Annotated in this window: 25 protein-coding genes; 7 read left to right on the top strand and 18 right to left on the bottom strand. The window is 71.9% G+C overall.

From position 1 onward, the window contains the following. Positions 1-3 precede the first annotated feature (3 nt). The 5 genes from rapZ to B8W67_RS00105 are packed head-to-tail and all read right to left on the bottom strand — an operon-like array spanning position 4 to position 5,099. Positions 4-897 carry an RNase adapter RapZ gene (gene rapZ / locus B8W67_RS00125; protein WP_069391966.1) on the bottom strand — a complete coding sequence of 298 codons (894 nt, stop codon included), beginning with the start codon at positions 895-897 and terminating at the stop codon, positions 4-6. Next, complete coding sequence (uvrC, locus tag B8W67_RS00120) at positions 894-2,843, bottom strand: excinuclease ABC subunit UvrC (protein WP_085301712.1); 1,950 nt, start codon at positions 2,841-2,843, stop codon at positions 894-896. The genes rapZ and uvrC overlap by 4 nt, the downstream gene beginning before the upstream one ends. 9 nt (positions 2,844-2,852) lie before the next feature. Next, positions 2,853-3,326, bottom strand: a complete 474-nt coding sequence (locus B8W67_RS00115) for a PH domain-containing protein (protein WP_085301710.1) — start codon at positions 3,324-3,326, stop codon at positions 2,853-2,855. Further along, complete coding sequence (gene ribH / locus B8W67_RS00110; RefSeq protein ID WP_069391963.1) at positions 3,323-3,805, bottom strand: 6,7-dimethyl-8-ribityllumazine synthase; 483 nt, start codon at positions 3,803-3,805, stop codon at positions 3,323-3,325. The genes B8W67_RS00115 and ribH overlap by 4 nt, the downstream gene beginning before the upstream one ends. A gap of 19 nt (positions 3,806-3,824) precedes the next feature. Then, positions 3,825-5,099, bottom strand: coding sequence for a bifunctional 3,4-dihydroxy-2-butanone-4-phosphate synthase/GTP cyclohydrolase II (locus B8W67_RS00105; protein WP_069391962.1), 1,275 nt, complete (start codon positions 5,097-5,099; stop codon positions 3,825-3,827). Between the two features lie 379 nt (positions 5,100-5,478). Here B8W67_RS00105 and B8W67_RS20460 point away from each other — a divergent pair, with 379 nt between their 5' ends. Next, positions 5,479-5,826, top strand: a complete 348-nt coding sequence (locus B8W67_RS20460) for a hypothetical protein (protein ID WP_133056027.1) — start codon at positions 5,479-5,481, stop codon at positions 5,824-5,826. Between the two features lie 23 nt (positions 5,827-5,849). Here the strand turns inward: B8W67_RS20460 and B8W67_RS00095 are convergent, their stop codons facing one another. Continuing rightward, complete coding sequence (locus B8W67_RS00095) at positions 5,850-6,455, bottom strand: riboflavin synthase (protein ID WP_069391960.1); 606 nt, start codon at positions 6,453-6,455, stop codon at positions 5,850-5,852. Positions 6,456-6,562: 107 nt separating this feature from the next. On the opposite strand from B8W67_RS00095, the gene B8W67_RS00090 reads away from it, so the two are divergent. Both B8W67_RS00090 and B8W67_RS00085 read left to right on the top strand, forming a co-directional pair. Next, positions 6,563-7,267: an LppX_LprAFG lipoprotein gene (locus B8W67_RS00090; protein ID WP_085301708.1), complete on the top strand. Its 705-nt coding sequence runs from the start codon at positions 6,563-6,565 to the stop codon at positions 7,265-7,267. Next, positions 7,267-8,856 (top strand): MFS transporter, encoded by a 1,590-nt coding sequence (locus B8W67_RS00085; RefSeq protein ID WP_085301706.1) that lies wholly within the window; start codon positions 7,267-7,269, stop codon positions 8,854-8,856. Before B8W67_RS00090 ends, B8W67_RS00085 begins: the two co-directional genes overlap by 1 nt. On the opposite strand, the gene ribD is transcribed toward B8W67_RS00085, so the two are convergent. Genes ribD through B8W67_RS00055 form a run of 6 tightly spaced genes read right to left on the bottom strand, consistent with a single transcriptional unit; the run spans position 8,828 to position 15,652 of the window. Beyond that, the gene (gene ribD, locus B8W67_RS00080) at positions 8,828-9,841 is read right to left on the bottom strand and encodes a bifunctional diaminohydroxyphosphoribosylaminopyrimidine deaminase/5-amino-6-(5-phosphoribosylamino)uracil reductase RibD (protein WP_069391957.1); all 1,014 of its coding nucleotides are present in this window, start codon (positions 9,839-9,841) and stop codon (positions 8,828-8,830) included. The genes B8W67_RS00085 and ribD overlap by 29 nt on opposite strands. Positions 9,842-9,846: 5 nt before the next feature. After that, positions 9,847-10,542, bottom strand: a complete 696-nt coding sequence (gene rpe, locus B8W67_RS00075; RefSeq protein WP_069391956.1) for a ribulose-phosphate 3-epimerase — start codon at positions 10,540-10,542, stop codon at positions 9,847-9,849. Between the two features lie 5 nt (positions 10,543-10,547). Continuing rightward, a complete protein-coding gene (locus tag B8W67_RS00070; RefSeq protein ID WP_085301704.1) occupies positions 10,548-11,927 on the bottom strand; it encodes an RsmB/NOP family class I SAM-dependent RNA methyltransferase in 1,380 nt (459 codons plus the stop codon). Further along, positions 11,924-12,856 carry a methionyl-tRNA formyltransferase gene (gene fmt, locus B8W67_RS00065; protein ID WP_069392035.1) on the bottom strand — a complete coding sequence of 311 codons (933 nt, stop codon included), beginning with the start codon at positions 12,854-12,856 and terminating at the stop codon, positions 11,924-11,926. The genes B8W67_RS00070 and fmt overlap by 4 nt, the downstream gene beginning before the upstream one ends. A gap of 52 nt (positions 12,857-12,908) precedes the next feature. Next, the gene (locus B8W67_RS00060) at positions 12,909-14,921 is read right to left on the bottom strand and encodes a primosomal protein N' (protein ID WP_085301702.1); all 2,013 of its coding nucleotides are present in this window, start codon (positions 14,919-14,921) and stop codon (positions 12,909-12,911) included. Then, complete coding sequence (locus tag B8W67_RS00055) at positions 14,918-15,652, bottom strand: lysoplasmalogenase (RefSeq protein WP_234806619.1); 735 nt, start codon at positions 15,650-15,652, stop codon at positions 14,918-14,920. The genes B8W67_RS00060 and B8W67_RS00055 overlap by 4 nt, the downstream gene beginning before the upstream one ends. Here B8W67_RS00055 and B8W67_RS00050 point away from each other — a divergent pair. Both B8W67_RS00050 and B8W67_RS00045 read left to right on the top strand, forming a co-directional pair. Further along, positions 15,651-16,589, top strand: a complete 939-nt coding sequence (locus B8W67_RS00050) for an alpha/beta hydrolase (protein WP_085301700.1) — start codon at positions 15,651-15,653, stop codon at positions 16,587-16,589. The two genes, B8W67_RS00055 and B8W67_RS00050, sit on opposite strands and share 2 nt — an antisense overlap. Positions 16,590-16,749: 160 nt before the next feature. Further along, a complete protein-coding gene (locus B8W67_RS00045) occupies positions 16,750-17,667 on the top strand; it encodes a hypothetical protein (RefSeq protein ID WP_133056026.1) in 918 nt (305 codons plus the stop codon). Positions 17,668-17,727: 60 nt separating this feature from the next. Here the strand turns inward: B8W67_RS00045 and B8W67_RS00040 are convergent, their stop codons facing one another. Beyond that, entirely contained in the window at positions 17,728-17,973 is a 246-nt protein-coding gene (locus tag B8W67_RS00040; RefSeq protein WP_133056025.1) for a hypothetical protein, read from the bottom strand. Positions 17,974-18,049: 76 nt separating this feature from the next. Between B8W67_RS00040 and B8W67_RS00035 the strand changes: the two genes are divergently transcribed. After that, entirely contained in the window at positions 18,050-18,604 is a 555-nt protein-coding gene (locus B8W67_RS00035; protein ID WP_085301854.1) for a CHAP domain-containing protein, read from the top strand. On the opposite strand, the gene metK is transcribed toward B8W67_RS00035, so the two are convergent. The 5 genes from metK to mihF form a co-directional block, all read right to left on the bottom strand. Further along, positions 18,601-19,803 (bottom strand): methionine adenosyltransferase, encoded by a 1,203-nt coding sequence (gene metK / locus B8W67_RS00030; protein WP_109561681.1) that lies wholly within the window; start codon positions 19,801-19,803, stop codon positions 18,601-18,603. The two genes, B8W67_RS00035 and metK, sit on opposite strands and share 4 nt — an antisense overlap. A gap of 92 nt (positions 19,804-19,895) precedes the next feature. Further along, a complete protein-coding gene (gene coaBC, locus B8W67_RS00025) occupies positions 19,896-21,149 on the bottom strand; it encodes a bifunctional phosphopantothenoylcysteine decarboxylase/phosphopantothenate--cysteine ligase CoaBC (RefSeq protein ID WP_069391949.1) in 1,254 nt (417 codons plus the stop codon). A 13-nt stretch (positions 21,150-21,162) separates the two neighbouring features. Continuing rightward, positions 21,163-21,459, bottom strand: coding sequence for a DNA-directed RNA polymerase subunit omega (gene rpoZ / locus B8W67_RS00020; protein WP_069391948.1), 297 nt, complete (start codon positions 21,457-21,459; stop codon positions 21,163-21,165). Positions 21,460-21,502: 43 nt separating this feature from the next. Beyond that, complete coding sequence (gene gmk, locus B8W67_RS00015) at positions 21,503-22,066, bottom strand: guanylate kinase (protein ID WP_069391947.1); 564 nt, start codon at positions 22,064-22,066, stop codon at positions 21,503-21,505. 69 nt (positions 22,067-22,135) lie between these two features. Further along, a complete protein-coding gene (gene mihF / locus B8W67_RS00010; RefSeq protein ID WP_067333923.1) occupies positions 22,136-22,453 on the bottom strand; it encodes an integration host factor, actinobacterial type in 318 nt (105 codons plus the stop codon). A gap of 534 nt (positions 22,454-22,987) precedes the next feature. Here mihF and B8W67_RS00005 point away from each other — a divergent pair. Beyond that, positions 22,988-23,659 carry a DsbA family protein gene (locus tag B8W67_RS00005; RefSeq protein ID WP_234793871.1) on the top strand — a complete coding sequence of 224 codons (672 nt, stop codon included), beginning with the start codon at positions 22,988-22,990 and terminating at the stop codon, positions 23,657-23,659. Positions 23,660-23,733: the final 74 nt, after the last annotated feature.

Here is a 23,733-nt window from a genome sequence, read left to right as displayed (position 1 = left end):
GTGTCATTCCCGGCCCAGGTCCCGGTGAAGCACCCGCACCGAGAGCCCGTCGTCGGGTTCAAGCATCCGTGCCAACTCCTCGGCGATCGCCACACTGCGGTGTTTACCGCCGGTGCAGCCGATCGCGACCGTCATGTAACGCTTTCCCTCCCGCCGGTAGCCCTCGACGACCAGCGACAGCAACCGATGGTACGTCTCGAGGAATCCGCTTGCACCCGGTTGGCGCAACACGTAGTCGCGCACCGCCGGGTTCTGGCCGGTGTGGCGGCGCAGCTCATCGACCCAGTGCGGGTTGGGCAGAAAGCGCACGTCCATCACCATGTCGGCGTCCATCGGAAGCCCGTATTTGAAGCCGAACGATTCCAGCGTGATGCTGGTGTGGGCGACCGTCTCCCCACCGAACGCGTTCTCGATGGCCTCGCGCAGTTCCCGCACCGACATCGTCGAGGTGTCGATGAGCAGGTCGGCGGCCGCCCGGATCGGCTCCAGAAGACGGCGCTCCGCGGCGATCCCCTCGGTCAGCGTCTGCGTGCCCTGCAGGGGGTGGCTGCGCCGGTTGTGCTCGTAGCGGCGCACCAGCATGTCATCGGCGGCATCCATGAACAGCACCCGCGGAGTGATACCGCGGGTGGCCAGATCGGTACGCACCCAGTCCAAGTCGCCGGTGAACCCGCGCGACCGGACGTCCATCACCACGGCCAGCTGGGTGATCCGCGACCCGGCGTCCAGACCCAGGTCGACCATGCGGGTGATGAGCTCCGGCGGCAGGTTGTCGGCCACGTACCAGCCGAGATCCTCCAGCACCTTCGCTGCGGTTCCCCGACCTGCGCCCGACAGACCGGTCACCAACACCACATCGATGTCGGATCCTGTGCTGCCTGCAGCGATCTCGTTCACGCCTCGGTCACCTCCCGGTTCTGCGACTCGGTGTCGGTCAACGCGTCCAGGACCGCCTCGGCGGTCGTGGCGCCGATGCCGGGCACGGCGGTAATCTCCTGCACGGTGGCCTTCTTGATCGCGGCCACCGAGCCGAAGTGGTTCACCAGCGCCCGCCGTCGGGTCTCCCCCAGTCCGCGCACCGAATCCAGGGCCGAGGCGGTCATCCGTTTCGACCGCTTACTGCGGTGGTAGGCGATGGCGAACCGGTGCGCCTCGTCACGCACCCGCTGCAGCAGGTAGAGGCCCTCGCTGCGGCGCGGCAGGATGACCGGGTCGGGCTCGGCGGGCACCCACACCTCCTCGAGTCGTTTGGCGAGCCCGATCACCGCCACATCGGTGACCCCCAACTCGTCGAGCACCGCGGCGGCGGCGTTGACCTGCGGAGCCCCGCCGTCGACGACGAACAGGTTCGGTGGGTAGGCGAACCGACGCGATTTGCCTTCCGGGGCAACCATATCGGCCTGATCCTGCAGATGGCGCACGAACCGGCGTCGGGTGACCTCGGCGATCGAGGCGACGTCGTCGGAGTGGCCCTGCCCAGCTGCCTCACGAATGGCGAACCGGCGGTAGTCCGATCGACGCGGCAGTCCGTCCTCGAACACAACCAGGGAGGCCACCACGTCGGTGCCCTGCACATGGCTCACATCGATGCATTCGATGCGCAGCGGCGCCTCGGCGAGCCCCAGAGCGTCTTGGATTCCTTGCAGTGCGGCCGATCTGGCCGTGAAATCCCCCGCCCGGCGCAGTTTGTGCTGTTGAAGGGCCTCCGCGGCGTTGCGCTGCACGGTCTCGGCCAGCGCCCGCTTGTCACCGCGCTGCGGGACGCGCAGCCGAACCCGTGAACCGCGCAGGCCGGACAGCCACGCCGCCACCTCCGGAGCAGCCGGCGGCAGGCATGGCACCAGGACCTCCCGCGGCACCGGATTGGTCGCCTCGTCGGCGGCGCCGTCGAGCTCGGCCTGATCTCCGTAGAACTGGGTCAAGAACTGTTCCACCAACCGTGGCTGGCCGGAATCTCCGGGGTCACCGGACTTTTCGATCACCCAGCCGCGCTGGCCGCGGACCCGTCCACCGCGCACGTGGAAGACCTGAACCGCCGCCTCAAGGTCGTCGTCGGCGAACGCCATCACGTCGGCGTCGGTCCCGTCGCCGAGCACCACGGCCTGCTTTTCCATCGCACGACGCAGCGCGGCCAGATCGTCACGCAGCCGCGCAGCCCGCTCGAAATCGAGTTCCTCTGCTGCAGCGTTCATCTGCTGTTCGAGTTGGCGGGCGAACCGGTCGGTCTTGCCGGACAGAAAGTCGCAGAAGTCCTCCACGATCCGTCGGTGCTCCTCAGCGGAGACACGGTCCACGCACGGCGCAGCACATTTGTCGATGTAGCCGAGCAGGCACGGCCGGCCGATCTGACGGTGACGTTTGAACACCCCCGCCGAACAGGTGCGCGCAGGGAAGACCCGGGTGAGCAGGTCGAGGGTTTCGCGGATCGCCCAGGCGTGCGAGTACGGGCCGAAGTAGCGCACCCCTTTACGGCGCGGCCCCCGGTAGACCATCAGGCGTGGGTATTCCTCGCCCAGCGTCACCGCGAGCACCGGGTAGGTCTTGTCGTCGCGGTAACGCACGTTGAAGCGCGGATCGTATTCCTTGATCCAGTTGTATTCCAGTTGCAGCGCCTCGACTTCGGTGGCCACCACCGTCCATTCGACGCGCGCGGCGGTGGTCACCATCTGCCGGGTCCGGGGGTGCAACCCGGCGAGGTCGGCGAAGTACGACGTCAGTCTGCTGCGCAGGTTCTTGGCTTTGCCGACGTAGATGACGCGACCGTGCGGATCCAAGAACCGGTAGACACCGGGATCGACCGGGATCGTCCCGGGGGCCGGCCGGTAGGTCGCGGGGTCAGGCACCCCTCCAGGCTAGTCGGCGCTCGGCGCGTCGGGGTCGCGACGGTAGCGGGCCACCAGGTCACGCACGGTATCCATGGCGTCCACGGCGCGGTCGTCGTCGATCGCCTGGATCGCCATCAACGGCACGTACTCGTCGTGGGGCAACTCGATCCGCGCCCAGCGGGCATTCGCCGGGAACACCACCGCCTGCACCTGTGTCCACGGCACGAGACGGTCACCCGCCACGTTGCGTACCGACATGCCGGCCGGGCCCACCCGCAGTCGGGGACGGCCGAGCAACATCACCGCCGCCGCCAGGATCAGACCGATGCCGATGATCGCGATCTGATCCTGCACCCGAAACACCACGCCGCTGGAGCCGACCGTGAGCAGAAAGCTCACCGCGATGTGGATGGCCGCGATCGAGATCGCCCCGATGTAGACGAAGTACTTCACCCGGTGCGGGCGGATCTCCACGTCCCAGGCGGGTTCGGCGGGGCTCACGGCGCGGCGCGCAGGGCACGCAGTGTCAGCGCCGAACTCAACGCGGCCGCGGTGGCCTGCGCACCCTTGTCCTCCGCCGAGTCGGGCAACCCGGCCCGGTCGAGGGCCTGCTGTTCGGTGTCGGTGGTGAGCACCCCGTTGGCGACCGGGGTGGCCGCGTCGAGACCGACACGGGTGAGGCCTTGAGTGACCGCGTCGCAGACATAGTCGAAATGTGGTGTGGCGCCGCGGATCACCACGCCCAATGCGACAACGGCATCGTGACTGCTGGCCAATTCCTGGGCGATCACCGGGATCTCGATCGCGCCGAGCACCCGCGCCACGGTGGGCTCGGCGATTCCGGAGCGGGCCGCCACGGCGGTCGCCCCGGCCAGCAGCGCATCGCAGATCGTGGCGTGCCATGTGCTCGCCACGATCGCCAGTCGCACACCGGAGGCATCGAGTTGGGGCAGTTCGGGCACCCCGGCGCCACCGCTCATCGGGTGCGTCCCGCGCCGATCACAGCGCCCCGCCCAGGTCGCCGGGCAGCGGCAGGTGCTCGCAGTCGTCGAGCCCGGTCAGGTCGTGGCCCATCCGGTCGCGTTTGGTCTTCAGGTAGCGGATGTTCTCGGAGTTGACCCGCACCGGCAGCGGCACCCGTTCGAGGATGTGCAGGCCGTAGCCGTCGAGGCCGACCCGCTTGGCCGGGTTGTTGGTCAGCAGCCGCATCGACCGCACGCCCAGGTCGACGAGGATCTGCGCGCCGGTGCCGTAGTCGCGGGCGTCGGCGGGCAGTCCCAGTTTGAGGTTGGCGTCGACGGTGTCGTCGCCGGCGTCCTGCAACTGGTAGGCCTGCAGTTTGTGCATCAGCCCGATGCCGCGGCCCTCGTGGCCGCGCATGTAGAGCACCACGCCGCGGCCCTCGGCCGCGACCATCTCCAGCGCGGCGTCCAGCTGGGGGCCGCAGTCGCAGCGCCGCGAGCCGAACACGTCACCGGTGAGGCATTCGGAGTGCACACGCACCAGCACGTCGGTGCCGTCGTGATGCGGCCCGGCGATCTCACCGCGCACCAGCGCCACGTGCTCGACGTCCTCGTAGATGCTGGTGTAGCCGACGGCGCGGAACTCGCCGTGACGGGTGGGGATGCGCGCCTCGGCGACCCGTTCGACGTGCTTTTCGTGTTTGCGGCGCCACTCGATCAAATCGGCGATGGTGATCAGCGCCAGACCGTGCTCGTCGGCGAAGGTGCGCAGCTCATCGGTCTGGGCCATGGCGCCCTCGTCTTTTTGGCTGACGATCTCGCAGATCGCGCCGGCGGGCTGCAGCCCGGCCATCCGGGCCAAATCGACCGCGGCCTCGGTGTGACCGGGCCGGCGCAGCACCCCGCCGTCCTTGGCCCGCAGCGGCACCACGTGGCCCGGGCGGGTGAAGTCGTCGGCCACGCTGTCGGGGTCGCCGAGCAGCCGCATCGTGGTGGCCCGGTCGGCGGCGGAGATCCCGGTGCCGATGTTGTGTTTGGCGTCGACGGTGACGGTGTAGGCGGTGCCGTGTTTGTCCTGGTTGACCGCGTACATCGGGAGCAGGCCGAGCCGGTCGCAAACGGCCCCGTCCAGCGGGACGCAGAGGTATCCGGAGGTGTAGCGGACCATGAACGCCACCAGTTCGGGGGTGGCCTTCTCCGCGGCGAAGATCAGATCGCCTTCGTTCTCCCGGTCCTCATCGTCGATGACGACGACGGCTCTACCGGCGGCAATGTCGGCAACCGCCCGTTCGACGGTGTCGAACTTCGTCATCTGTGCCGCCTCGTCCCATCCCTATCGACATTGCTTGCCTGTTCAGTATGGACCACTTCGCCGCTGTGGCTAATTCGTGGCCCGGTTAGCGGGCGGGTTAGTAGCCGGGCCGGCACCGGGTGCCGTAGCACGGTGAATACTGGTCGCTGTGTCGCTCCGATTCGCGCTGCAACCGCGCGGGGTCCAGTTTGTGGTGTTGGCGGTGCTCAGCGGCGCACTCTGGGCGGTGCTGTTTACGCTTGTGCCACCCCGCGGTCACGGTTGGTCCGACGGGTGCTCCACCGCGATCGCCGCGTCCTGTTTCGGGGTCGCCGTGTCGGCCTGTCTACTGTCCATGAATCGCGGCCGACACCGGTCGATTGCCGCCGCGGTCGCGGGCTTGAGCGCCGCCGAGCGGTCGGCGGCCATCGCGGCCATCACCACCGGTGTCGTTCCGCAGGATCCGGCGGTGCGTGGGTCGGCGGTCCGTCTCGGCACCGCGTATCTGGGCGATCGGCGTCCCGACCGGATGCGCCGCGACCGCCGCAGAGCGGTGCTCACCGCGGTTGTCCTGGGCGCCACGGGCGTCGTCGCGACGCTCCTCGGCTATTTGAAGGTCAACACGGGGTTCTACCTGGCGATCGTGGTGGCGGTGGCCGTCGCGGCGCAGCTGGCCGTGGTCCACCGCCAGCGGGTGCAGAACATCCTCGCGCTAAAGTCCGCCGAGTCCGCCGAGTCCGACGGGTAGTCCCGGCGGGCCGAGCGGGTCACTCACCGATCACCGGCGAGCAGCCGCTCCACATATTTGGCCAGCACATCGACTTCGAGGTTGACCGCCGCGCCGACCGGGCTGGTGCCCAGGGTCGTGAGCTCGCGGGTGGTCGGGATCAGCGACACCTCGAACCAGGACCCGTGCGTCTCGGTGCCGAGACCGGAGACCGTCAACGAGATCCCGTCGACGGTGATCGAACCCTTCTCGACCACGTAGCGCGCCAGCGCCGTCGGCAACGCCACCCGCACCACCTCCCAGTGCTCGGCGGGGGTGCGCGCCACGATCTGACCGGTGCCGTCGACGTGGCCCTGCACGATGTGCCCGCCGAGGCGCGCCCCCACCGCCACCGCACGCTCCAAGTTCACCCGGCTGCCCACCGCCAGGTCCCCCAGACTGGACCGGTGCAGGGTCTCGGCCATGACGTCGGCGCTGAACCGGCCGTCACCGACGTCCACCACGGTCAGGCAGACCCCGTTGACCGCGATCGAGTCCCCGTGCCCGGCGTCGGCGGTCACCCGCGGGCCGGTGATGACCAGCCGAGCCGAATCCGCTCGGTCGTCACGGGCGAGAACCTCGCCGAGCTCCTCGATGATTCCGGTGAACATCGCCCCAGGTTAGGCCGTCGGTCCGGGGTCGGGGCAATCGCGGGTCAGCGCCGCGTCACGGTGTTGCTGCGCTGCGCGGCCGCGGCGACCCTCTACCATTGGCGACCATGTTGAAGCGTCGCAGAGTTCCTGCTGTTCTGTTGGCCACCGTCGCGCTCGGCGCCGGACTGGTTGCCGGATGTTCGTCGTCGACGGAGTCCAGCTCCGCCGACCTGCCCGACGCGGCCACCCTGCTGCAGGACGCGTCGACGACCACCGCCGGTCTGCAGAGCGCGCACCTGGAGTTGTCGGTGGACGGCGAGATCGAGGCGCTGCCGATCAGCTCCCTCAGCGGCGACCTCACCATCAAGCCGCAGACCGCCGCCAAGGGCAACGCCAAGATCATGGCGCTCGGCCAGGAGGTCGACGCCGACTTCGTCGTCGTCGACGGAATTCTCTACGCCTCGATGTCGGGGAAGCGCTGGTCGGACTGGGGTCCGGCCGCCGACATCTACGACCCGTCGACGATCTTGGACCCCGACACCGGGCTGGCCAACGTGCTGGCCAACTTCACCGACCCGAAAGCCGAGAGTCGCGAGAAGATCGACGGCGTCGAGACCATCAAGATCTCCGGTGAGGTCACCGCCGACGCGGTGAACAAGCTGGCACCGCAACTGGACGCGACCGCCCCGATGCCGGCGACCGCCTGGATCCAGGCCGACGACCCGCATCAGCTGGTGCAGGCGCAGCTGGAGCAGAGCAGCGACAACACGGTGCAGATGACGCTGTCGAACTGGGACGCGCCGGTCACCGTGGATAAGCCGGCGGTGTGATGCGGACCAACCGTGGGATAGCGATCGGCGCTGGCAGCCTCGCGGTCCTGCTCGGTGCCCTCGACACCTATGTCGTGGTCACCATCATGCGCGACATCATGGCCCCGCCGCCGGCCGGTGTCGGCATCCCGATCAACAAGATCCAGCAGGTCACGCCGATCATCACCGGCTATCTGCTCGGCTATGTCGCGGCGATGCCGCTGCTGGGACGCGCCTCCGACCGGTTCGGGCGCAAACTGCTGCTGCAACTGGCGCTGGTCGCGTTCGCGGTCGGATCGGTCATCACCGCGCTCTCCACCGACCTGACCATGCTGGTGGTCGGCCGGTCGGTGCAGGGTGTGGCCTCCGGGGCGCTGCTGCCGGTGACGCTGGCGCTCGGGGCCGACCTGTGGGCCGAACGCAACCGCGCCGGGGTGCTCGGCATCATCAGCGCCGGTCAGGAACTCGGCAGTGTGCTCGGCCCGCTGTACGGGATCTTCATCGTCTGGTTGCTGCGGGACTGGCGTGACGTGTTCTGGATCAACTTGCCGCTGACCGCGATCGCGATGGTGATGATCCATTTCAGTCTGCCGTCGAAGGACCAGCGGGCCGGGCCGCCGGAACGGGTCGATGTCATCGGCGGGCTGCTGTTGGCGCTGACCCTGGGGTTGGCGGTGGTGGGGCTGTACAACCCCGACCCGAGCGCCGACCAGGCGCTTCCGGATTGGGGGCCGTCGGTGCTGGTCGGCGCGGCGGTGGCCGGGATCGCGTTCTTCGTCTGGGAGTATTTCGCGCGCACCCGGCTGATCGATCCGGCCGGCGTGCGGTTCGGACCGTTCCTCGCGGCGCTGGGGGCGTCGCTGTGCGCCGGCGCGGCGCTGATGGTGACGCTGGTCGACGTGGAACTGTTCGGCCAGGGTGTGCTGTCGATGAGCCAGAACGAAGCGGCCGGGCTGCTGCTGCGGTTTTTGATCGCGCTGCCGATCGGGGCGCTCGCGGGCGGGTTCATCGCCACCCGGGTCGGCGACCGGGCGGTGACGTTCGTCGGGCTGCTCATCGCCGCCGGCGGCTACCGGCTGATCTCGCAGTGGCCGGTCGACCTGCTCTCCTACCAGCACGAGTTGGGGTTCGTCACCCTGCCCGCCCTCGACACCGACCTGGCGCTGGCCGGGCTCGGGCTGGGCTTGGTGATCGGGCCGCTGACGTCGGCGACGCTGCGGGTGGTTCCCCCGGCACAGCACGGGATCGCCTCCGCCGGCGTGGTGGTGGCCCGGATGACGGGGATGCTGGTCGGGATGGCCGCACTGTCGGCGTGGGGTCTGCACCGGTTCAACCAGATCCTGGCGGGGCTGCCGGCGCGCGGCGGGGACACCCTCGCCGAGAAGCTCACCGCGGAGGCCGCCAACTACCGGTTGGCGTTCGCACTGCAGTACGGCGAGATGTTCGGCATCACCGCGATCATCTGTGTGGTCGGCGCGGTGCTGGGTCTGCTGATCGGGGGCCGCTCGCACGGCGCCGACGCCCCCGAGGCCGGGTCGGGGTCGGCTCAGGCCACACCGGAGACGGCCACACCGGAGACGGTCAGCGAGTCCCCGACGGCACCAAGCTGACCAGCAGGTCCGGGTCGATGCGGTGGACGCCGTCGTAGCGCCACCGCAGCGCGCCGGTGATGGCGGACACCCCGACGTCGTCGACAGCGGTGATCGGCCCGCCGAGCAGGATCGGCGCCACGTAGGCCAGGATCCGGTGGACCAGCCCGGCCCGCAGGAACGCCCCGGCCAGGGTGGGGCCGCCCTCGAGCATCACGTCGGTGCGGTCGGCGAGGGCCCCCATCACCTCCGCCGGATCGTGGGTGCGGATCACCATGGTGCGCGAATCGTCGTTGAGCACCCGCGCATCGCTGGACACCTCCCGGTGGCCGACCACCACCCGCAGCGGTTGGCGGTCGGCGAGGGTTCCGTCGGGGCGGCGCGCGGTCAGGGTCGGATCGTCGACGAAGACGGTGCCGGTGCCCACCACGATCGCCTCGGCCGCCGCGCGACGCACGTGCAGATCGGCGCGCGCGGCCTCGCCGGTGATCCACTGGCTGGAGCCGTCAGCGGCCGCACTGCGACCGTCGATGCTGGTGGCGTACTTCCAGGTGACGTGCGGGCACCCGGTGCGCTGTTTGTGCAGCCACTCGCGCAGCGGCCCGGCGGTGACCGCGTCCGCACCCACCCCGGTGTGCACCGCGATCCCGGCCGCAGCCAACCGGTCGGCGCCACCGGCGGCGACCGGGTTGGGGTCGCGCACCGCGTAGATGACCGTCGCCACCCCGGCGGCCAGCAGGGCGTCCACGCACGGCGGGGTGCGGCCGTGGTGGTTGCAGGGCTCCAGGGTGACCACTGCGGTGCCGCCGGCGGCCCGCTGTCCGGCGCGGCGCAGAGCGCGCACCTCGGCGTGGGCCCCGCCGACCGGTTCGGTCGCACCCACCCCGGCGACCCGGCCGTCGGCGTCGAGGATGACCGCCCCGCACGGCGGGTTGGGGTAGGTGGCGCCCTTGACCGCGTCGGCCTGCTCGATCGCCAGGCTCATCGCCGCCTCGGGGGTCAGCATCGCACTCATCGGGGCAGATGCAGGTGCGGGGAGACCGCGGCGGCCCGCTCGCGCAGCGCGGTCACGGTGGCGGCGGGGTCGGCGGTGCCGTACACCGCGGAGCCGGCGACGAAGCAGTCCACGCCGGCCTCGGCGGCCGCCTCGATGGTGTCGGCGTTGATGCCGCCGTCGATCTCGATGAGGATCCGCAGCTCACCGGCGTCGACGAGACGCCGCATGGCGCGGACCTTGTCGAGCACCTCGGGGATGAACGCCTGCCCGCCGAAGCCCGGCTCCACCGACATCACCAGCAGGGTGTCGAAGGAGCGCAGGATCTCCAGGTAGGGATCCAGCGGGGTGCCCGGTTTGATCCCGAGGCCGGCCTTGGCGCCGGCGGCGCGGATGTCGCGGGCCACCGCCACCGGGTCGTCGGTGGCCTCGGCGTGGAAGGTGACGTTGTGTGCACCGGCCTCGGCGTACGGCGGGGCCCAGCGGCCGGGATCCTCGATCATCAGATGGCAGTCCATCGGGATGTCGGTGACGCCGAGCAGGCTCTGCACCACCGGCAACCCGAGGGTCAGGTTCGGCACGAAATGGTTGTCCATCACGTCGACGTGCAGCCAGTCGGCGCCCTTGACCGCGGCGACCTCGTCGGCGAGTCGGGCGAAGTCGGCGGAGAGGATCGAAGGGGCGATCAGCGGTCGATCCGCGGTGTCGGACATGGCGCTCAGAGTACTTGCAGCGCCGCGGCGAACATGGCGTCGGTGCCGTGCCGGTGCGGCCACAGCTGCACGTGCGGTCCGGCGCCGAGTCGCTCGGCCGGGGCGAACAGGGCGGTGGTGTCCAGTGCGCGCACCCGGTGGCGGCGCAGCGCATCGGCGACCACCCCGGTGGTCTCGGCCAGGTGCGGCGAACAGGTCGCGTAGAGCACCATCCCGCCGGGGCGGGTCAGCGCGATCGCGGCGGCCAGCAGCTCGCGCTGCAGCCGGGTCAGCTCCGGGATGTCGGCGGGGCGCCGCCGCCAGCGGGCCTCCGGGCGCCGCCGCAGCGCCCCCAGCCCGGTGCACGGGGCGTCGACGAGCACCCGGTCGAAGCCGGGTTCCAGTCCGCTGTCGCGGCCGTCGACGGTGTGCACCCGCACCGGCAGCCCGGCGGTGTTCTCGGTGACGAGCCCGGCGCGGCGCACCGACGGCTCCACGGCGGTGACGGTGGCCCCGGCGACGGCCGCCAGCCCGCCCAGCAGCGCGGTCTTGCCGCCGGGTCCGGCGCACAGGTCCAGCCAGCGCCCCCCGTCGGGGCCGTCGAGTTCGGCCAGGGTGAGCGCGCGGGCCACCAGCTGGCTGCCCTCGTCTTGGACCAGCGCGCTCCCGTCACGGACCGCGTCGAGTTGCCCGGGGTCCCCGGACGGCAGGTACACCGCGTACGGCGAATAGCGACCGGGATGGCCCCCGACCGCGTCGGCCAGTTCGGCGGCGTCGAGCACCCCCGGGCGCACCGCCAGGTGCACCTGGGGCCGTTCGTCGTCGGCGGCGAGCACCGCGGCCAGTTCCGCGGCGTCGGCGCCGAGCGCATCGGTGAAGGCCTGGGCGATCCACCGCGGATGGGCATGGGTGAACGCGGCGTGCCCGATCGGGTCGGCGGCGGCGTCCGGCGCCAACTCGGCCACCCAGGAGGCCTCGTCGCGGGCGCTGATCGTGCGCAACACCGCGTTGACGAAACCAGCACGGGCCGAATCGAATTCGATTCCGGCCTGCTCGACGGTGGTGGAGACCGCGGCGTGAGACTCCACCCGGGTGCGCAACAGTTGGTAGGTGCCCAGCCGCAGCAGGTCCAGCAGCACCGGATTGATCGCCGTGGAGTCGCGTCCGGCGGCCGCGCCGATCACCGCGTCGAGCAGCCCGCGGGTGCGGCAGGTGCCGTAGGTCAGTTCGGTGGCGAACGCCGCGTCGCGCCCGACGATGCCGCGTTCCCGCAGGATCGGCGGCAACGCCAGGTTGGCGTAGGCGTCGCGGTCGGTGACCGCGCGCAGCACATCGAAGGCGGCACGCCGCGCCGGGTCCAACGGGGTGCGGGTCCGCCGCGGCGGGCGGCGGTGCGGCCGGGTCACGAGGCGAACACCGCGGGATCGGGATGGGCGCCGCGCGCCCAGTCCGCGGCGGGCATGAACTTCTTGCCGGGCGGCTGAATTCGGTTCAGCCGCACCGGGTCGGAGCCGGTGCCGATCCACACCGCGGTGCGCCCGGCGTGCAGCTGGCCGGGGGCCAGCGGTGCCGGTGCATCCGGGTCGACGCTCACCGGGCCGAGCTTGAGCCGCGCCTGCCCCAGCATCGTCCAGGCACCGGGATGCGGGGTGAGCGCCCGGATCTGCCGGTCGACGGCCTGGGCGGGCCGGCTCCAGCGCACCCGGGCGTCGTCGACGGTGATCTTCGGCGCGTAGCTCACCCCCTCGGCCGGCTGCGGCACCGCCTGCAGCGTCCCGGCGGCGACACCGTCGAGGGTGGCGGCCAACAGCGCCGCACCCGAGTCGGCCAGCCGGGCCAGCAGGTCACCGGCGGTGTCGGTGGGGCGGATCGTCTCGGTGACCACGCCGTAGACCGGTCCGGAGTCCAGGGCCGGTTCGATGCGGAAGGTGCTGGCCCCGGTGACCTCGTCACCGGCGGCCAGTGCCGCCTGCACCGGGGCCGCACCGCGCCAGGCCGGCAGCAGCGAGAAATGCAGATTGATCCAGCCGTGAGCGGGGATCGCCAACAGCCGCTGCCCCAGCAGCGCCCCGTAGGCGACGACCGGGCAGCAGTCCGGGGCCAGCTCGGCGAGTTCGGCGGCGAACTCCGCGGTGTTGGGGCTGGCAGGGCGCAGCACCGGGATGGCGTGGTCGAGGGCCCGCTGCGCCACCGGCGAGGGCTGCAACCGGCCGCGGCGCCCGGCGGCGGCGTCCGGGCGGGTGAGCACGGCGACCACCTCGTGGTCGGGGGCGTCGATCAGGCGTTGCAGGGCGGGCAGCGCGGGTTCGGGGGTGCCGGCGAAGACGAGACGCACCGCGCCAGTCTAGGCCGCACCACACCGCGCCTCGGGACCGCGCCGGTCGGACTCAGCCGACGTGCAACGGGTCGATCTGCACCCGGGTGGGCTGGGTGCCGTGCCGCGCCGACAACACCGCGACCGCGCGGCGCAGCGCCGCGGCCAGCGCCAGCCCGTCGTGGCGGGGCACCCGCACCAGCATCCGTTCGACCGGCCCGTCGGTGCCGGCGGGCCGACGCGCGCCCACCGGCAGCTCCACCGGTCCGAGCAGTTCGGCGCCGCCGGGCAGCGCCGCCTCGGCGATCACCGCGGCCACCGCGTCGGGGGCGCCGTCGACGGCGGCCAGATGCACCGCCGGGGGCAGCCCGACCTCGGTGCGCGCCGCCAACTCGCCCGCGGCGTGGCCGACCGGGTCCCAGCGGATCAGCGCCTGCACCGTCGGGATCGTGGATTCGGCGACGACGACCACGGTCCCCCCGTCACGGTGTGCGCGCACCAGCGTCGCCGCGGCCAGCCAGCGCCGCAGGGTGTCCTCGGCGGCGCGCAGGTCCTGGCGGCCCAGCAGCGCCCAGCTGTCGAGCAGAAGCGCCGCGCCGTAGCCGCCCGGCGCGCTCGGCTCGGCGCCGGGGGTGGCGATCGCCAGCACCGGGGCGTGCGCGTGCTCGGCGAGATCGGTGACGACGGTGTCCCCGGTGGAGGTGACCACCGTGGTGCCCGGGAACGCCCGGCCGAGCTCCTCGGCGGTGCGCCGCGCCCCGACCACCACCGCGCGTACCGCGTCGGAGCCGCAGTGCCCGCAGCGCAGGGCCGGGTCGGCGCGTCCGCACCAGCGGCAGACCGGGCTGGCCGAGCGGGCGGGCAGCGCCAGCGGCCCGGTGCAGTGCCGGCACCGCACCACGCTGCGGCAGCGCGCACAGGCCAGCGCCGGCAGGTAGCCGCGCCGCGGCACCTGCACCAGCACCGAGGCACCGGCCGCCAGGGCGGTTCGCGCGGCCCGCAACGCCACCAGCGGCAGCCGTGCCGTGCGCGCCGCGGGGTCGGCGGCCTCGGTGGACCCGGAGTACCCGCCGTCGTCGGAGGCCACCACCCGCGGGGCGCGGGCCCGCAGCGTCGAGCGTTCGGCCACCAGGTCGTGGGCCCAGCCGCTCTCGACGAGGGCCTGCGCCTCGGCGGTGCGGGCATAGCCGCCGATCAGGGCCGCGCAGCGCAGCTGGTGGGCGCGCAGCATGCCGACTTCGCGGGCGTGCGGGTACGGCGCGCGCGGCTCGGCGAGGGTGTCGTCGCCGTCGTCCCAGATCATGACCAGCCCCAGATCGCGCACCGGGGCGAACACGGCGCTGCGGGTGCCGATCACCAGCCGGGCCCCGCCCCGCAGCACCGTCAGCCAGCGGCGGTAGCGCGCGGCCGGGCCCAGCCCCGCCGACAGGGTGGCCACCGTGCTGGCGTCGAAGTACTGCGCGGCGGCCGCGGCGAGGGCGTCGACGTCACGCTGGTCGGGAACGACCGCCAGCACCGAACGTCCGGCGCGCACGGTCTGTGCGGCCGCCTCGGCGAACCGCTGCGCCCAGCTCTCCCCGGGCAGGGCCTGCCACACGGCGCGGGCCGCCCGGGACTCGCCGAGCGCGGCGAGGAACTGCCCGCCACCGCCGTAGGCGTTCCACGCGTCGGGGTCGGGGGCCGCCACGATCGGCAACACCAGCGGCGGGGCGGTGTCGCGCTCGACCCGCGCGTGCCGCGGCGGCACCGCCAGGCGCAGCACGTCGGCGCGGGTGCCGGCGTAGCGCGCGGCGACCGCGTCGACCAGTCGGCGCACCTGCGGGGTGAGCACCGCCTCCGGGGAGACGACGCGTTCCAGCCGGGCCAGCCGGCCGACATGGTCGGTGTCGGTGCGCCGCTCCAAAAGGAACGCGTCGACCAGGCGGCCGTGGAAACGCACCCGCACCCGCACCCCGGGTTGGGCGTCGTCGGACTGCTCGGCGGTGACCAGGTAGTCGAACTCCCGGTCCAGGTGCGGCACCGAGAGCATCGGCAGTACCCGGGCGATCGGCTCGTGTTCGGCGGGCTGCCGGGCGGCGGGGCTCACCTCGCCGGTCTAGCAGCCGGCCCCGACAGGCCCCGCCGGAAGAACAGTCCGGCGGTGATCAACAGCTGCGCCGCCGCATAGCACCACCAGATCGACACGGCCAGCGTCTCGGAGTCCAACACGAACCGGTCGATACCGATCATCGCGTCGGAGACCGCGAAACACACCGCGCCGCCCGCCGTCCACGCCGTGGGCAGGCCGGCCAGCAACGCCGCGGCGACCATCGCGGCGAGCACCCCGATGTAGCCGGTGACCGGCAGCGCCAGGCCCTCGGTGAGCAGCCGCGGCCAGAACCACACCAGCAGCCCGGCTGAGGCGCACACCATGAGTCCGACCCCCACCCAGCGCGCCCGGGTCGGGGCGGCCAGCGGGACCAGCGCCGCCAGGAAACACAGGTGCGCCACCAGGAACGCTCCCAGTCCGCCGACGAACGACGGCGGCCACCCCGGTACGGCCAGCAGCACGTCGCCCAGTGCGGAGAACCCCAGAGCGCCCACCAGCCACCGCCGCTCCCGGATCGGCGGGTGGGTCCACGCCGCCGCAGCCAACAGCACCGCCATCGCCGCTTTGGCCGCCGGTTGGGCCGGGAACCGGCCGGTCAGTTCCGCAGCGCCCGGCACCTGCAGCGCGATGACGATCAACGCCGCGCCGTAGCCGATACCGGCGACGGCCGCGGCGCCCCACAGCCGCGCTCGCCACGACGTGGCGGGCCGCGCATAAGGTGTCGTCATGTCCGCAGATTCACCGCCCATCGACCCCATCTTGCAGAAGGTACTGGACGCGGTGCCGTTCCGGTTGACCGCCGACGGCGGGGTGCAGGCCGCCCGCAAGCGTTTCCGTGATCTCAAGCGCCGCCCGGTGCATCCCCAGGTGCGCACCGAAGACCGGGTGATCCCCGGGCCGGCCGGTGACCTGCCGGTGCGGATCTACTGGCCGCCGGGCCCCGGGCCGCACCCGGTGGTGGTGTTCTTCCACGGCGGCGGGTTCGCGATCGGCGATCTGGACACCCATGACGGCACGGCGCGCGACCACGCCGTCGGCGCCGACGCGGTGGTGGTGTCGGTCGATTACCGGCTGGCGCCGGAACATCCGCATCCGGCGGCGGTCGAGGACGCGTTGGCGGCGACCGAGTGGGTGGCTGCTCACGGCGCCGAATTCGGCGCCGATGCGGCGCGGCTGGCGGTGGCCGGTGACTCCGCCGGGGGCACGCTGTCGGCGGTGGTCGCCCAGTTGGCCCGCGATCAGGGCGGGCCCGCGATCGTGTTCCAGTTGCTGTGGTACCCGGGCACCACCTACGACACGTCGCTGCCGTCGTTCACCGAGAACGCCGACGCCCCGGTGATGGACCGCGCGGCGCTGGCGGCGTTCACCCGCTGGTACGCCGGGGACGGGGTCGATCCGCGGAACCCGCCGCCGACGATGGCCCCGGCCCGCACCGCGGACCTGCACGGGCTGCCGCCGGCCTACATCGCGGTGGCCGGATACGACCCGCTGCGCGACGACGGCCTGCACTACGCCGACCTGCTCACCGCGGCCGGGGTGGCGGTGCAGACCGACAACGCCGCGACCCTGGTGCACGGCTATCTCGGCTACTCCGGCGTGGTCCCGGCGGCCACCGCGGCGACCGAGCGGGGGCTGGCCGCGCTGCACGCCGGGCTGCGCGCCTGAAACCGGCGCATCGCCGCCGGACCCTCGTGGTGCGCAACGGGGTGCGCCTCCTGGTGCGCCTCCTGGTGCGCAACGATTTTCGCCGTTGTCCCCCGATGCGTCCGTAAGCCCGCTTATAGTCTTTGCGATACCGATCCGGGGGCAGGCGAAGGGAACCGCCGTGCACCCAACCCGCCACCGCTCAGTGTTCGGCAGCGTCGCGCTGACCGCGGCCCTGGTCGCCGCCGCGCCGGTGGAACCGGTTCCGACGAATCCGGAGCGGCTCTCGGTCGCACTGGCGGCCGCCGCCGACCCCGTCACGGCGTGGATGGACGTCTTGGCGACCTCCGCGGACAATCTGGGGGCCCTGGCCTCATCTCTGATGGCGCGCCGGCTGCCGGCGCTGACGCAGTTCCTCGACAATCTGGGCGGCTACGCCGCCACGACCGCCACCGCGTTGCAGGGCGGCACCGGGGAACTGCTCGGGTACCTGACCCAGCGGTGGCCGGCCGGGCTGACCGACATCGTCGGCGATCTCACGTCCGGGCACCTCGATCAGGGGTTCACCGCACTGGCCGATCTGCTGGTCGGGACGGTCACCGATCCCGTCGCGCACCTGGATCCGGTGATGGCGATTCCGGCCACCATGGCGCAGAATCTGGCGAACGTGGTGGCGGCGCTCGCCGACCTGACCGATCCGTATGTCACGGTCGCCGCTCTCGGCCCGGTGCACAGTGTTGCCGCGGCGTTGGGCGACACCGCCCACACGGTGGCCGATGCGGTCGGGCAGGGCGACCCGCTCACCGCACTGGGCGGTCTGGTCAACCTGCCCGCCGCGGTCACCGGCGCGCTGCTCAATGGCGGTGTCGCCGACGCCGGCGGCGGGCACTTCTGGCCGGGGCTGCTGTCGATCGGTTCGTTCCCGATCGACAACGGCCTGCTCTCGGTCCTCACGTCGACGGTCCCGATGGCCGTCGCCACGGCACTGGGCTGGCAGCCGTGGGCCTCGGCGACTGCGGAGCTACCGCAGATGTTCGCCGTCACGCAGATCCCGCTGGCGATCGAGAACCTGGTGACGGCCGTACTCGGCACCTTGTGACCCGGTGATGCCCTCGGGGCTACTCGGGGCGCTCAGGGTTGCTCGTCAGGGGCGCGTCGCTCAGGACGCCTCGTCGGAGGGCGCCTCGTCGGCCCGATCCCCGATCTCGTCGCCGTAGGCCCACTCCGGCAACGGCGTGGGCGGGCGCGGCCCGTAGATGGCTCGGTGCAGCGCCGCCGCCGACGGGTCGGCCGGCGGGTCCGGAAACCCGTTGCGGCGCACTCCGCGCACGAACACCACCGCGATCACGCCCAGCGCGAGCGCCAGGAACGTCAGCAACGTCACCTGACCGATCATGATCATCATCGGGGCCGCCTCCCTGTCGCTCCGCGCGCCCTGTGAGCGTAACGGGCGCACCGGGGCCCCGGTTACGCTCAATCGCATGGCACTGCACCGACCGCACCGCCTGGTTGCGGCGCTCGCGGCGCTGGTCATCACGCTGGCCGGCTGCCAGCAGCGGCCGCCCGAGGTGGCGTTCCCGGTGGTCGACACCGCCGGGCTGTCCCCGGTGCGGGCCGCGGTGGTCGACGTGCTCGCCGAGCAGTACGCCCACCAGCCGCCGGGGCCGACCTACGCCGACGGGCTCGATGAGCCGTGGTGCGCCGATTTCGTCAGCTGGGTGCTGCGTGCCGCCGGCGCCCCGGTGACCAACCCGAATTCGGGGTCGTGGCGGATCCCCGGCGTGGCCACCCTGGAGCAGGCCTTTCGACAGGCCGAGCGGTTCCGGCCCGCCGACGGCGGGTATCGCCCGCAGGTCGCCGACGTGGTCATCTACGACGAGCCCAGCCCGTTCGGTCAGCACACCAACTTCGTCGTCGCCGTCACCGACGGGGTTCTCACCACCGTCGGCGGCAACGAGGGCGGGATCGCGGTACACCGCTTCACCACCGCCGACGATCCGGGTTTGCGCGGGTTCGGCCTCCCCGCCGACGGCTAAATCGCGCGTTTGAGGTCGTCGACCTTGTTGGTCTGCTCCCAGGGCAGGTCGACGTCGGTGCGCCCGAAGTGTCCGTAGGCAGCGGTCTGGGCGTAGATGGGCCGCAGCAGGTCCAGGTCCCGGATGATCGCCCCGGGGCGCAGGTCGAACACCTCGCCGATGGCCTTCTCGATCTTGACCGGGTCGACGGTCTCGGTGCCGAACGTCTCGACGAACAACCCGACCGGCGCGGCCTTGCCGATGGCGTAGGCGACCTGCACCTCGATGCGCTCGGCCAATCCGGCGGCGACGACGTTTTTGGCCACCCAGCGCATCGCGTAGGCCGCGGAGCGATCCACCTTCGACGGGTCCTTGCCGGAGAACGCTCCCCCGCCGTGCCGCGCCCAACCGCCGTAGGTGTCGACGATGATCTTGCGGCCGGTCAGCCCGGCGTCGCCCATCGGGCCGCCGAGCACGAACTTGCCGGTCGGGTTGATCAGCAGCCGGTAGTCGGAGGTGTCCAGGGTGGAGTGACCCAACTCGGCGAGCACGGTGTTGACCACCTGGTCGCGGATGTCGGGGGCGAGGGTGTTGTCCAGGTCGACACCGTCGGCATGCTGGGTGGACAGCACCACGGTGTCCAACCGCACCGGGGTGGCGCCGTCGTAGGCCACGGTGACCTGCGTCTTGCCGTCCGGGCGCAGATAGTCCAGCGCCCCGGACTTGCGGACCTCGGTCAGCCGGCGCGACAGCCGGTGCGCCAGCGCGATCGGCAGCGGCATCAACTCCGGGGTGTCGGAGATCGCGTAGCCGAACATCAGCCCCTGGTCGCCGGCGCCCTGCGCGTCCAGCGGGTCGGTGGCCGCCTCCACCCGGGTCTCGTGGGCGGTGTCGACGCCCTGAGCGATGTCGGGCGACTGCTTGCCGATCGCGATGTTCACCCCGCAGGTGGCGCCGTCGAACCCCTTGGCGGAGTCGTCGTAGCCGATCTCGAGGATGCGGTTGCGCACCGTGTCGGTGATGTCGGCGAACGCCGCCTTGGCCGCGGTGGTGACCTCACCGGCCACGTGGACCTGCCCGGTGGTGACCAGTGTCTCCACCGCGACACGGGAGGCGGGGTCCTCGGCCAGCAGCGCGTCGAGCACCGAGTCGCTGACGGCGTCACAGATTTTGTCCGGATGCCCCTCGGTCACCGACTCGCTGGTGAACAACCGCCCCATCTCACTCACAATGGCATCCTTCCCCGGGCCTCGTAAAAGTTAGCTAGCCAAATCGTATCGCCGTGGCGATCGGCGCCGGGCGGCGGTGGCCGCTACCGGGCGTGACCGTGCAGAAACGCGACGACCGCGTCCACGATACGGCTCGCCATCAGTGTTTTGGATCCGGGCTGCAGCGCCGATTCGGTGCCGTCGGCGGCCAGCAACCACCCGTCGTTGTGGTCGACCTCGAACGCGCGACCCTCACCGACGGCGTTGACCACCAGCAGGTCGCACCCCTTGCGCGCCAGCTTGGCCCGGGCGTGGAACAGCACGTCGCCGTGGTCGTCGCCGGTCTCGGCGGCGAATCCGACGACGGCCTGCAGGTTCGGCAACTGGCCGTCGGCGCGGGCCCGTACCGTCCCGGCCAGCACGTCGTCGTTGCGGACCAGGTCGATGACCGGCGGGGCGTTGTCGCCCTTTTTGATCTTGGCGGCGGCGACCTGCGCGGGCCGGAAGTCGGCGACGGCGGCGGCCATCACCAGCACGTCGGCGTCGGGAACGTGTTTGGCGACCGCCTCACCGAGCTGCTGGGCGGAGCTGACCCGCACCACCTCCACCCCGGCCGGGTCGATCAGTCCGGCGGTGTGCCCGGCGATCAGCGTCACCCGGGCACCGCGTTGTGCGGCCACCCGCGCCACGGCGTAGCCCTGCTTGCCGGAGCTGCGGTTGCCGATGAACCGCACCGGGTCGACCGGCTCGCGGGTGCCCCCGGCGGTGACCACCACCCGCCGCCCGGCCAGGTCGTAGGGCAGCGCATCGGCGCGCTCCAGCAGCAGCTCGGCGAACGTGGTGATCTCCTCGGCCTCCGGCAGCCGGCCCGCGCCGCTGTCGGCGCCGGTGAGCCGGCCGGAGGCCGGTTCGAGGACCACCGCGCCGCGGCGGCGCAAGGTGGCGACGTTGTCGACGGTGGCCGGATGCAGCCACATCTCGGTGTGCATCGCCGGGGCGAACAGCACCGGGCAGTGCGCGGTGAGCAAGGTGGCGGTGAGCAGGTCGTCGGCGCGACCGGCGACGGCGCGCGCCATCAGGTCCGCGGTCGCCGGCGCGACGATCACCAAATCCGCACCCTGGCCGATCGCCACGTGCGGGACCTGCGGGACATCCTCGAAGACCCCGGTGTTCACCGGTTCCCCGGACAGCGCCTCGAAGGTGGCGGCGCCGACGAACCGCAGTGCGGACTCGGTCGGCACCACCCGGACGTGGTGACCGGCCTCGACCAGCTGGCGCACCACGGTGCAGGACTTGTAGGCGGCGATCCCCCCGGCGACGCCGACGATGATCCGTTTGGGGGTCCGCTTGGGGTCCATCGGTTCGACCCGGCTACTCGCCTTCGGTGTGCTCGAGCAGGTCGGCGTGGATCTCGCGCAGCGCGATCGACAGCGGCTTTTCGTGCAGCCCCGGCTCGACCAGCGGGCCGACGTACTCCAAGATGCCGTCCCCGAGCTGGTTGTAGTAGTCGTTGATCTGCCGTGCCCGCTTGGCGGCGTAGATGACCAGCGCGTACTTGCTCGACGCGCGCTCCAGCAGCTCGTCGATGGGCGGGTTGGTGATCCCCAGCGGCGTGTCGTAGGTCTCGTAACTGTCGACCGACGGGCTGTCGGCTTGGGTGGTGCTCACGTGGATAGTCTCCCGGAAGTTGGGGTCGGGGGTCTGCGGCGGGTTAGTCGGCCGGCTCCGGCGCGGTTCCCACCAGCAACGATACCAATTTTGCGCAGGCGTTCTCCAATCGGTCGTTGACAACGACCACATCGAAGTCGCCCTGGGCGGCCAGTTCGGCGCGGGCGGTCGCCAGTCGACGCGTCATCGCCTGCGGTGTCTCGGTGCCGCGACCGGCCAGCCGGCGCTCCAGCGTCGCCCAGTCCGGCGGGGCCAAAAACACGGTCAGAGCGGCGGGCAGCGCGGCTTTCACCGCGCGCGCACCGGCCAGATCGACCTCGATGAGCACCGGATGCCCGGCGGCCGCTGCAGCACGTACCGGCGCGGCCGGGGTGCCCGAGCGGTGCAGCCCGCCGTGGATCTCGGCCCATTCCAGCAGCGCACCGTCATCGATGAGCTGCTGGAAGGCCGCCGGGGTGACGAACCGGTAGTCGAGGCCGTCGACCTCGCCGGGACGCGGGGCCCGGGTGGTGGCCGACACACTGAAATGCAGGTCGGGGATCTGTTGGCGCAGACATCCGACCACGCTGGATTTCCCGACCGCGGACGGACCGGACAGCACCACCACCCGTCCGGCCCGCTCGGGGCCGCGGTGGGGGTCGCCGCCCGGTCCCCCGTCGGCGTTCAGGGCCGCGCCTTAGGAGAAGTCGAACTTCTCCAGCAGCGCCTTGCGCTGCCGGTCGCCCAGCCCGCGCAGCCGGCGCGTGGGGGCGATCTCCAGCTCGGTCATGATCTCCTGGGCCTTGACCTTGCCCACCTTCGGCAGCGCCTCGAGCAGGGCGGAAACCTTCATCTTGCCCAGCACTTCATTGGTCTCGGCATCCTTGAGAACCTGCTTGAGGTTGGTGCCGCCGCGCTTGAGCCGGTCTTTGAGCTCGGCACGCGCCCGGCGTGCGGCGGCGGCCTTCTCCAACGCTGCCGCGCGCTGCTCGTCGGTCAACTGGGGAAGGGCCACGATTCCTCCGTCTCCTCACCGGCGACCCCGTTGGCCACCGATTTCTGTTGTCTCAGCCGGGGTACACCCGCTAGCGACGACGACCGTACCCACGCCGTCTGACGAAATCTAACCCCACCCCCGCCTGGCGGGCACGCACCGAGGCCACCTATCCGGGGCGAGGCCGACGTCGCGGGCCCGTTCGCGCGCCCCTCACACACCGACGCAAAATCGCGACCTGCCGTCGTCGAGAATTCAAATCCGTTGCCATGCACCATGATTGATGACGAAACATCGAAGACGGCGCTACGGATGCCGTGCCGGCGGGTGGGTGTGGACGCCGCGGCGGCCCCGCGGGCAGGATTTCGCGGGTTTTTCCGCGTGTCGAGCGTGTCGCGGTGTGTCGGACACGGCGCTGACCGGCGCGATCACCGCAGCACCGGCACGGTAGTGTCAGAGGGTCGCGGTCGCCGCACAGGGAGGAGATCGGCCCCGGTGCCCCCCACTGATCCATCAGACCCCACCAACCCTCCATCCCGTTCACTGGCCCCGGTCGTGGTGATCGTCGCGGCGCTGGTTGTGGTGATCGGGGTGATCGCGGCGTTTCTGCTGCTGCGCGGCACCGCCGCCACCCCGGGCGCTCACCCCACCGCGAGCCCACCGACCGAGGCCCTGCATCCGGTACGCGTCGCCGCGGACAATCTGCAGGTCGACCCCGACAGTGGGGAGCCGAAGGCGGTCGTCGCTCTCTACGAAGACTTCCTCTGCCCGGGGTGCGGCCACTTCGAGCAGACGTTCGGCGAGACCATCGACGACCTGATCGACAGCGGCACGGTGGCCGCCGACTACTACCCGGTCGCGATCCTCGACTCCGGGACGCGCACCTACTCCTCGCGCGCCGGCGCCGCCGCCTACTGCGTGGCCGACGAGTCGGTGCCGGCGTTTCGGCGCTTCCATGCGCTGCTGTTCGACCCGGCGACCCAGCCCGACGAGGCCAGCTCAGACCAGCCCGACGATGCGCAGCTGACCCGGTGGGCCCACGAGGCCGGCGCCTCTGAAGCCGTCGGCGAGTGCATCGACACCGGCACCTACCGTGGCGCGGTGAAGGACGCCGCCAGTGCCGCGGGCCTGCGCGGCACCCCGACGGTGCGGATCAACGGTGAGGATTACGCCCCACGCACCCCCGCGGCGCTGCGGGCGAAGATCGCCGAGATCGTCGGCGACTGACGAAGGCAGGGCCGCACGGCGCGCCCACCCCCCCCCAATCCCCCCCCCCCCACCCCCCCCCCCCCCCACCCCCC

It is taken from the genome of Mycolicibacillus koreensis (assembly GCF_002104795.1).
Lineage (GTDB): Bacteria > Actinomycetota > Actinomycetes > Mycobacteriales > Mycobacteriaceae > Mycobacterium > Mycobacterium koreense.
Note: the sequence above shows the minus strand (reverse complement) of the source record. Positions and strands in the feature narration are given on the sequence as shown.

Bases quoted from the DNA above. Each gene is read 5' to 3' on its own strand.
- B8W67_RS00040 (WP_133056025.1), bottom strand. From the start codon at position 17,973: ATGATGATCATGATCGGTCAGGTGACGTTGCTGACGTTCCTGGCGCTC.
- B8W67_RS00105 (WP_069391962.1), bottom strand. From the start codon at position 5,099: ATGACGAAGTTCGACACCGTCGAACGGGCGGTTGCCGACATTGCCGCC.
- metK (WP_109561681.1), bottom strand. From the start codon at position 19,803: ATGGGGCGGTTGTTCACCAGCGAGTCGGTGACCGAGGGGCATCCGGAC.
- B8W67_RS00085 (WP_085301706.1), top strand. From the start codon at position 7,267: ATGCGGACCAACCGTGGGATAGCGATCGGCGCTGGCAGCCTCGCGGTC.
- B8W67_RS00035 (WP_085301854.1), top strand. From the start codon at position 18,050: ATGGCACTGCACCGACCGCACCGCCTGGTTGCGGCGCTCGCGGCGCTG.
- B8W67_RS00055 (WP_234806619.1), bottom strand. From the start codon at position 15,652: ATGACGACACCTTATGCGCGGCCCGCCACGTCGTGGCGAGCGCGGCTG.
- B8W67_RS00090 (WP_085301708.1), top strand. From the start codon at position 6,563: ATGTTGAAGCGTCGCAGAGTTCCTGCTGTTCTGTTGGCCACCGTCGCG.
- rpe (WP_069391956.1), bottom strand. From the start codon at position 10,542: ATGTCCGACACCGCGGATCGACCGCTGATCGCCCCTTCGATCCTCTCC.
- B8W67_RS00095 (WP_069391960.1), bottom strand. From the start codon at position 6,455: ATGTTCACCGGAATCATCGAGGAGCTCGGCGAGGTTCTCGCCCGTGAC.
- ribH (WP_069391963.1), bottom strand. From the start codon at position 3,805: ATGAGCGGTGGCGCCGGGGTGCCCGAACTGCCCCAACTCGATGCCTCC.
- coaBC (WP_069391949.1), bottom strand. From the start codon at position 21,149: ATGGACCCCAAGCGGACCCCCAAACGGATCATCGTCGGCGTCGCCGGG.
- B8W67_RS00050 (WP_085301700.1), top strand. From the start codon at position 15,651: ATGTCCGCAGATTCACCGCCCATCGACCCCATCTTGCAGAAGGTACTG.
- ribD (WP_069391957.1), bottom strand. From the start codon at position 9,841: ATGCTGACCCCCGAGGCGGCGATGAGCCTGGCGATCGAGCAGGCCGAC.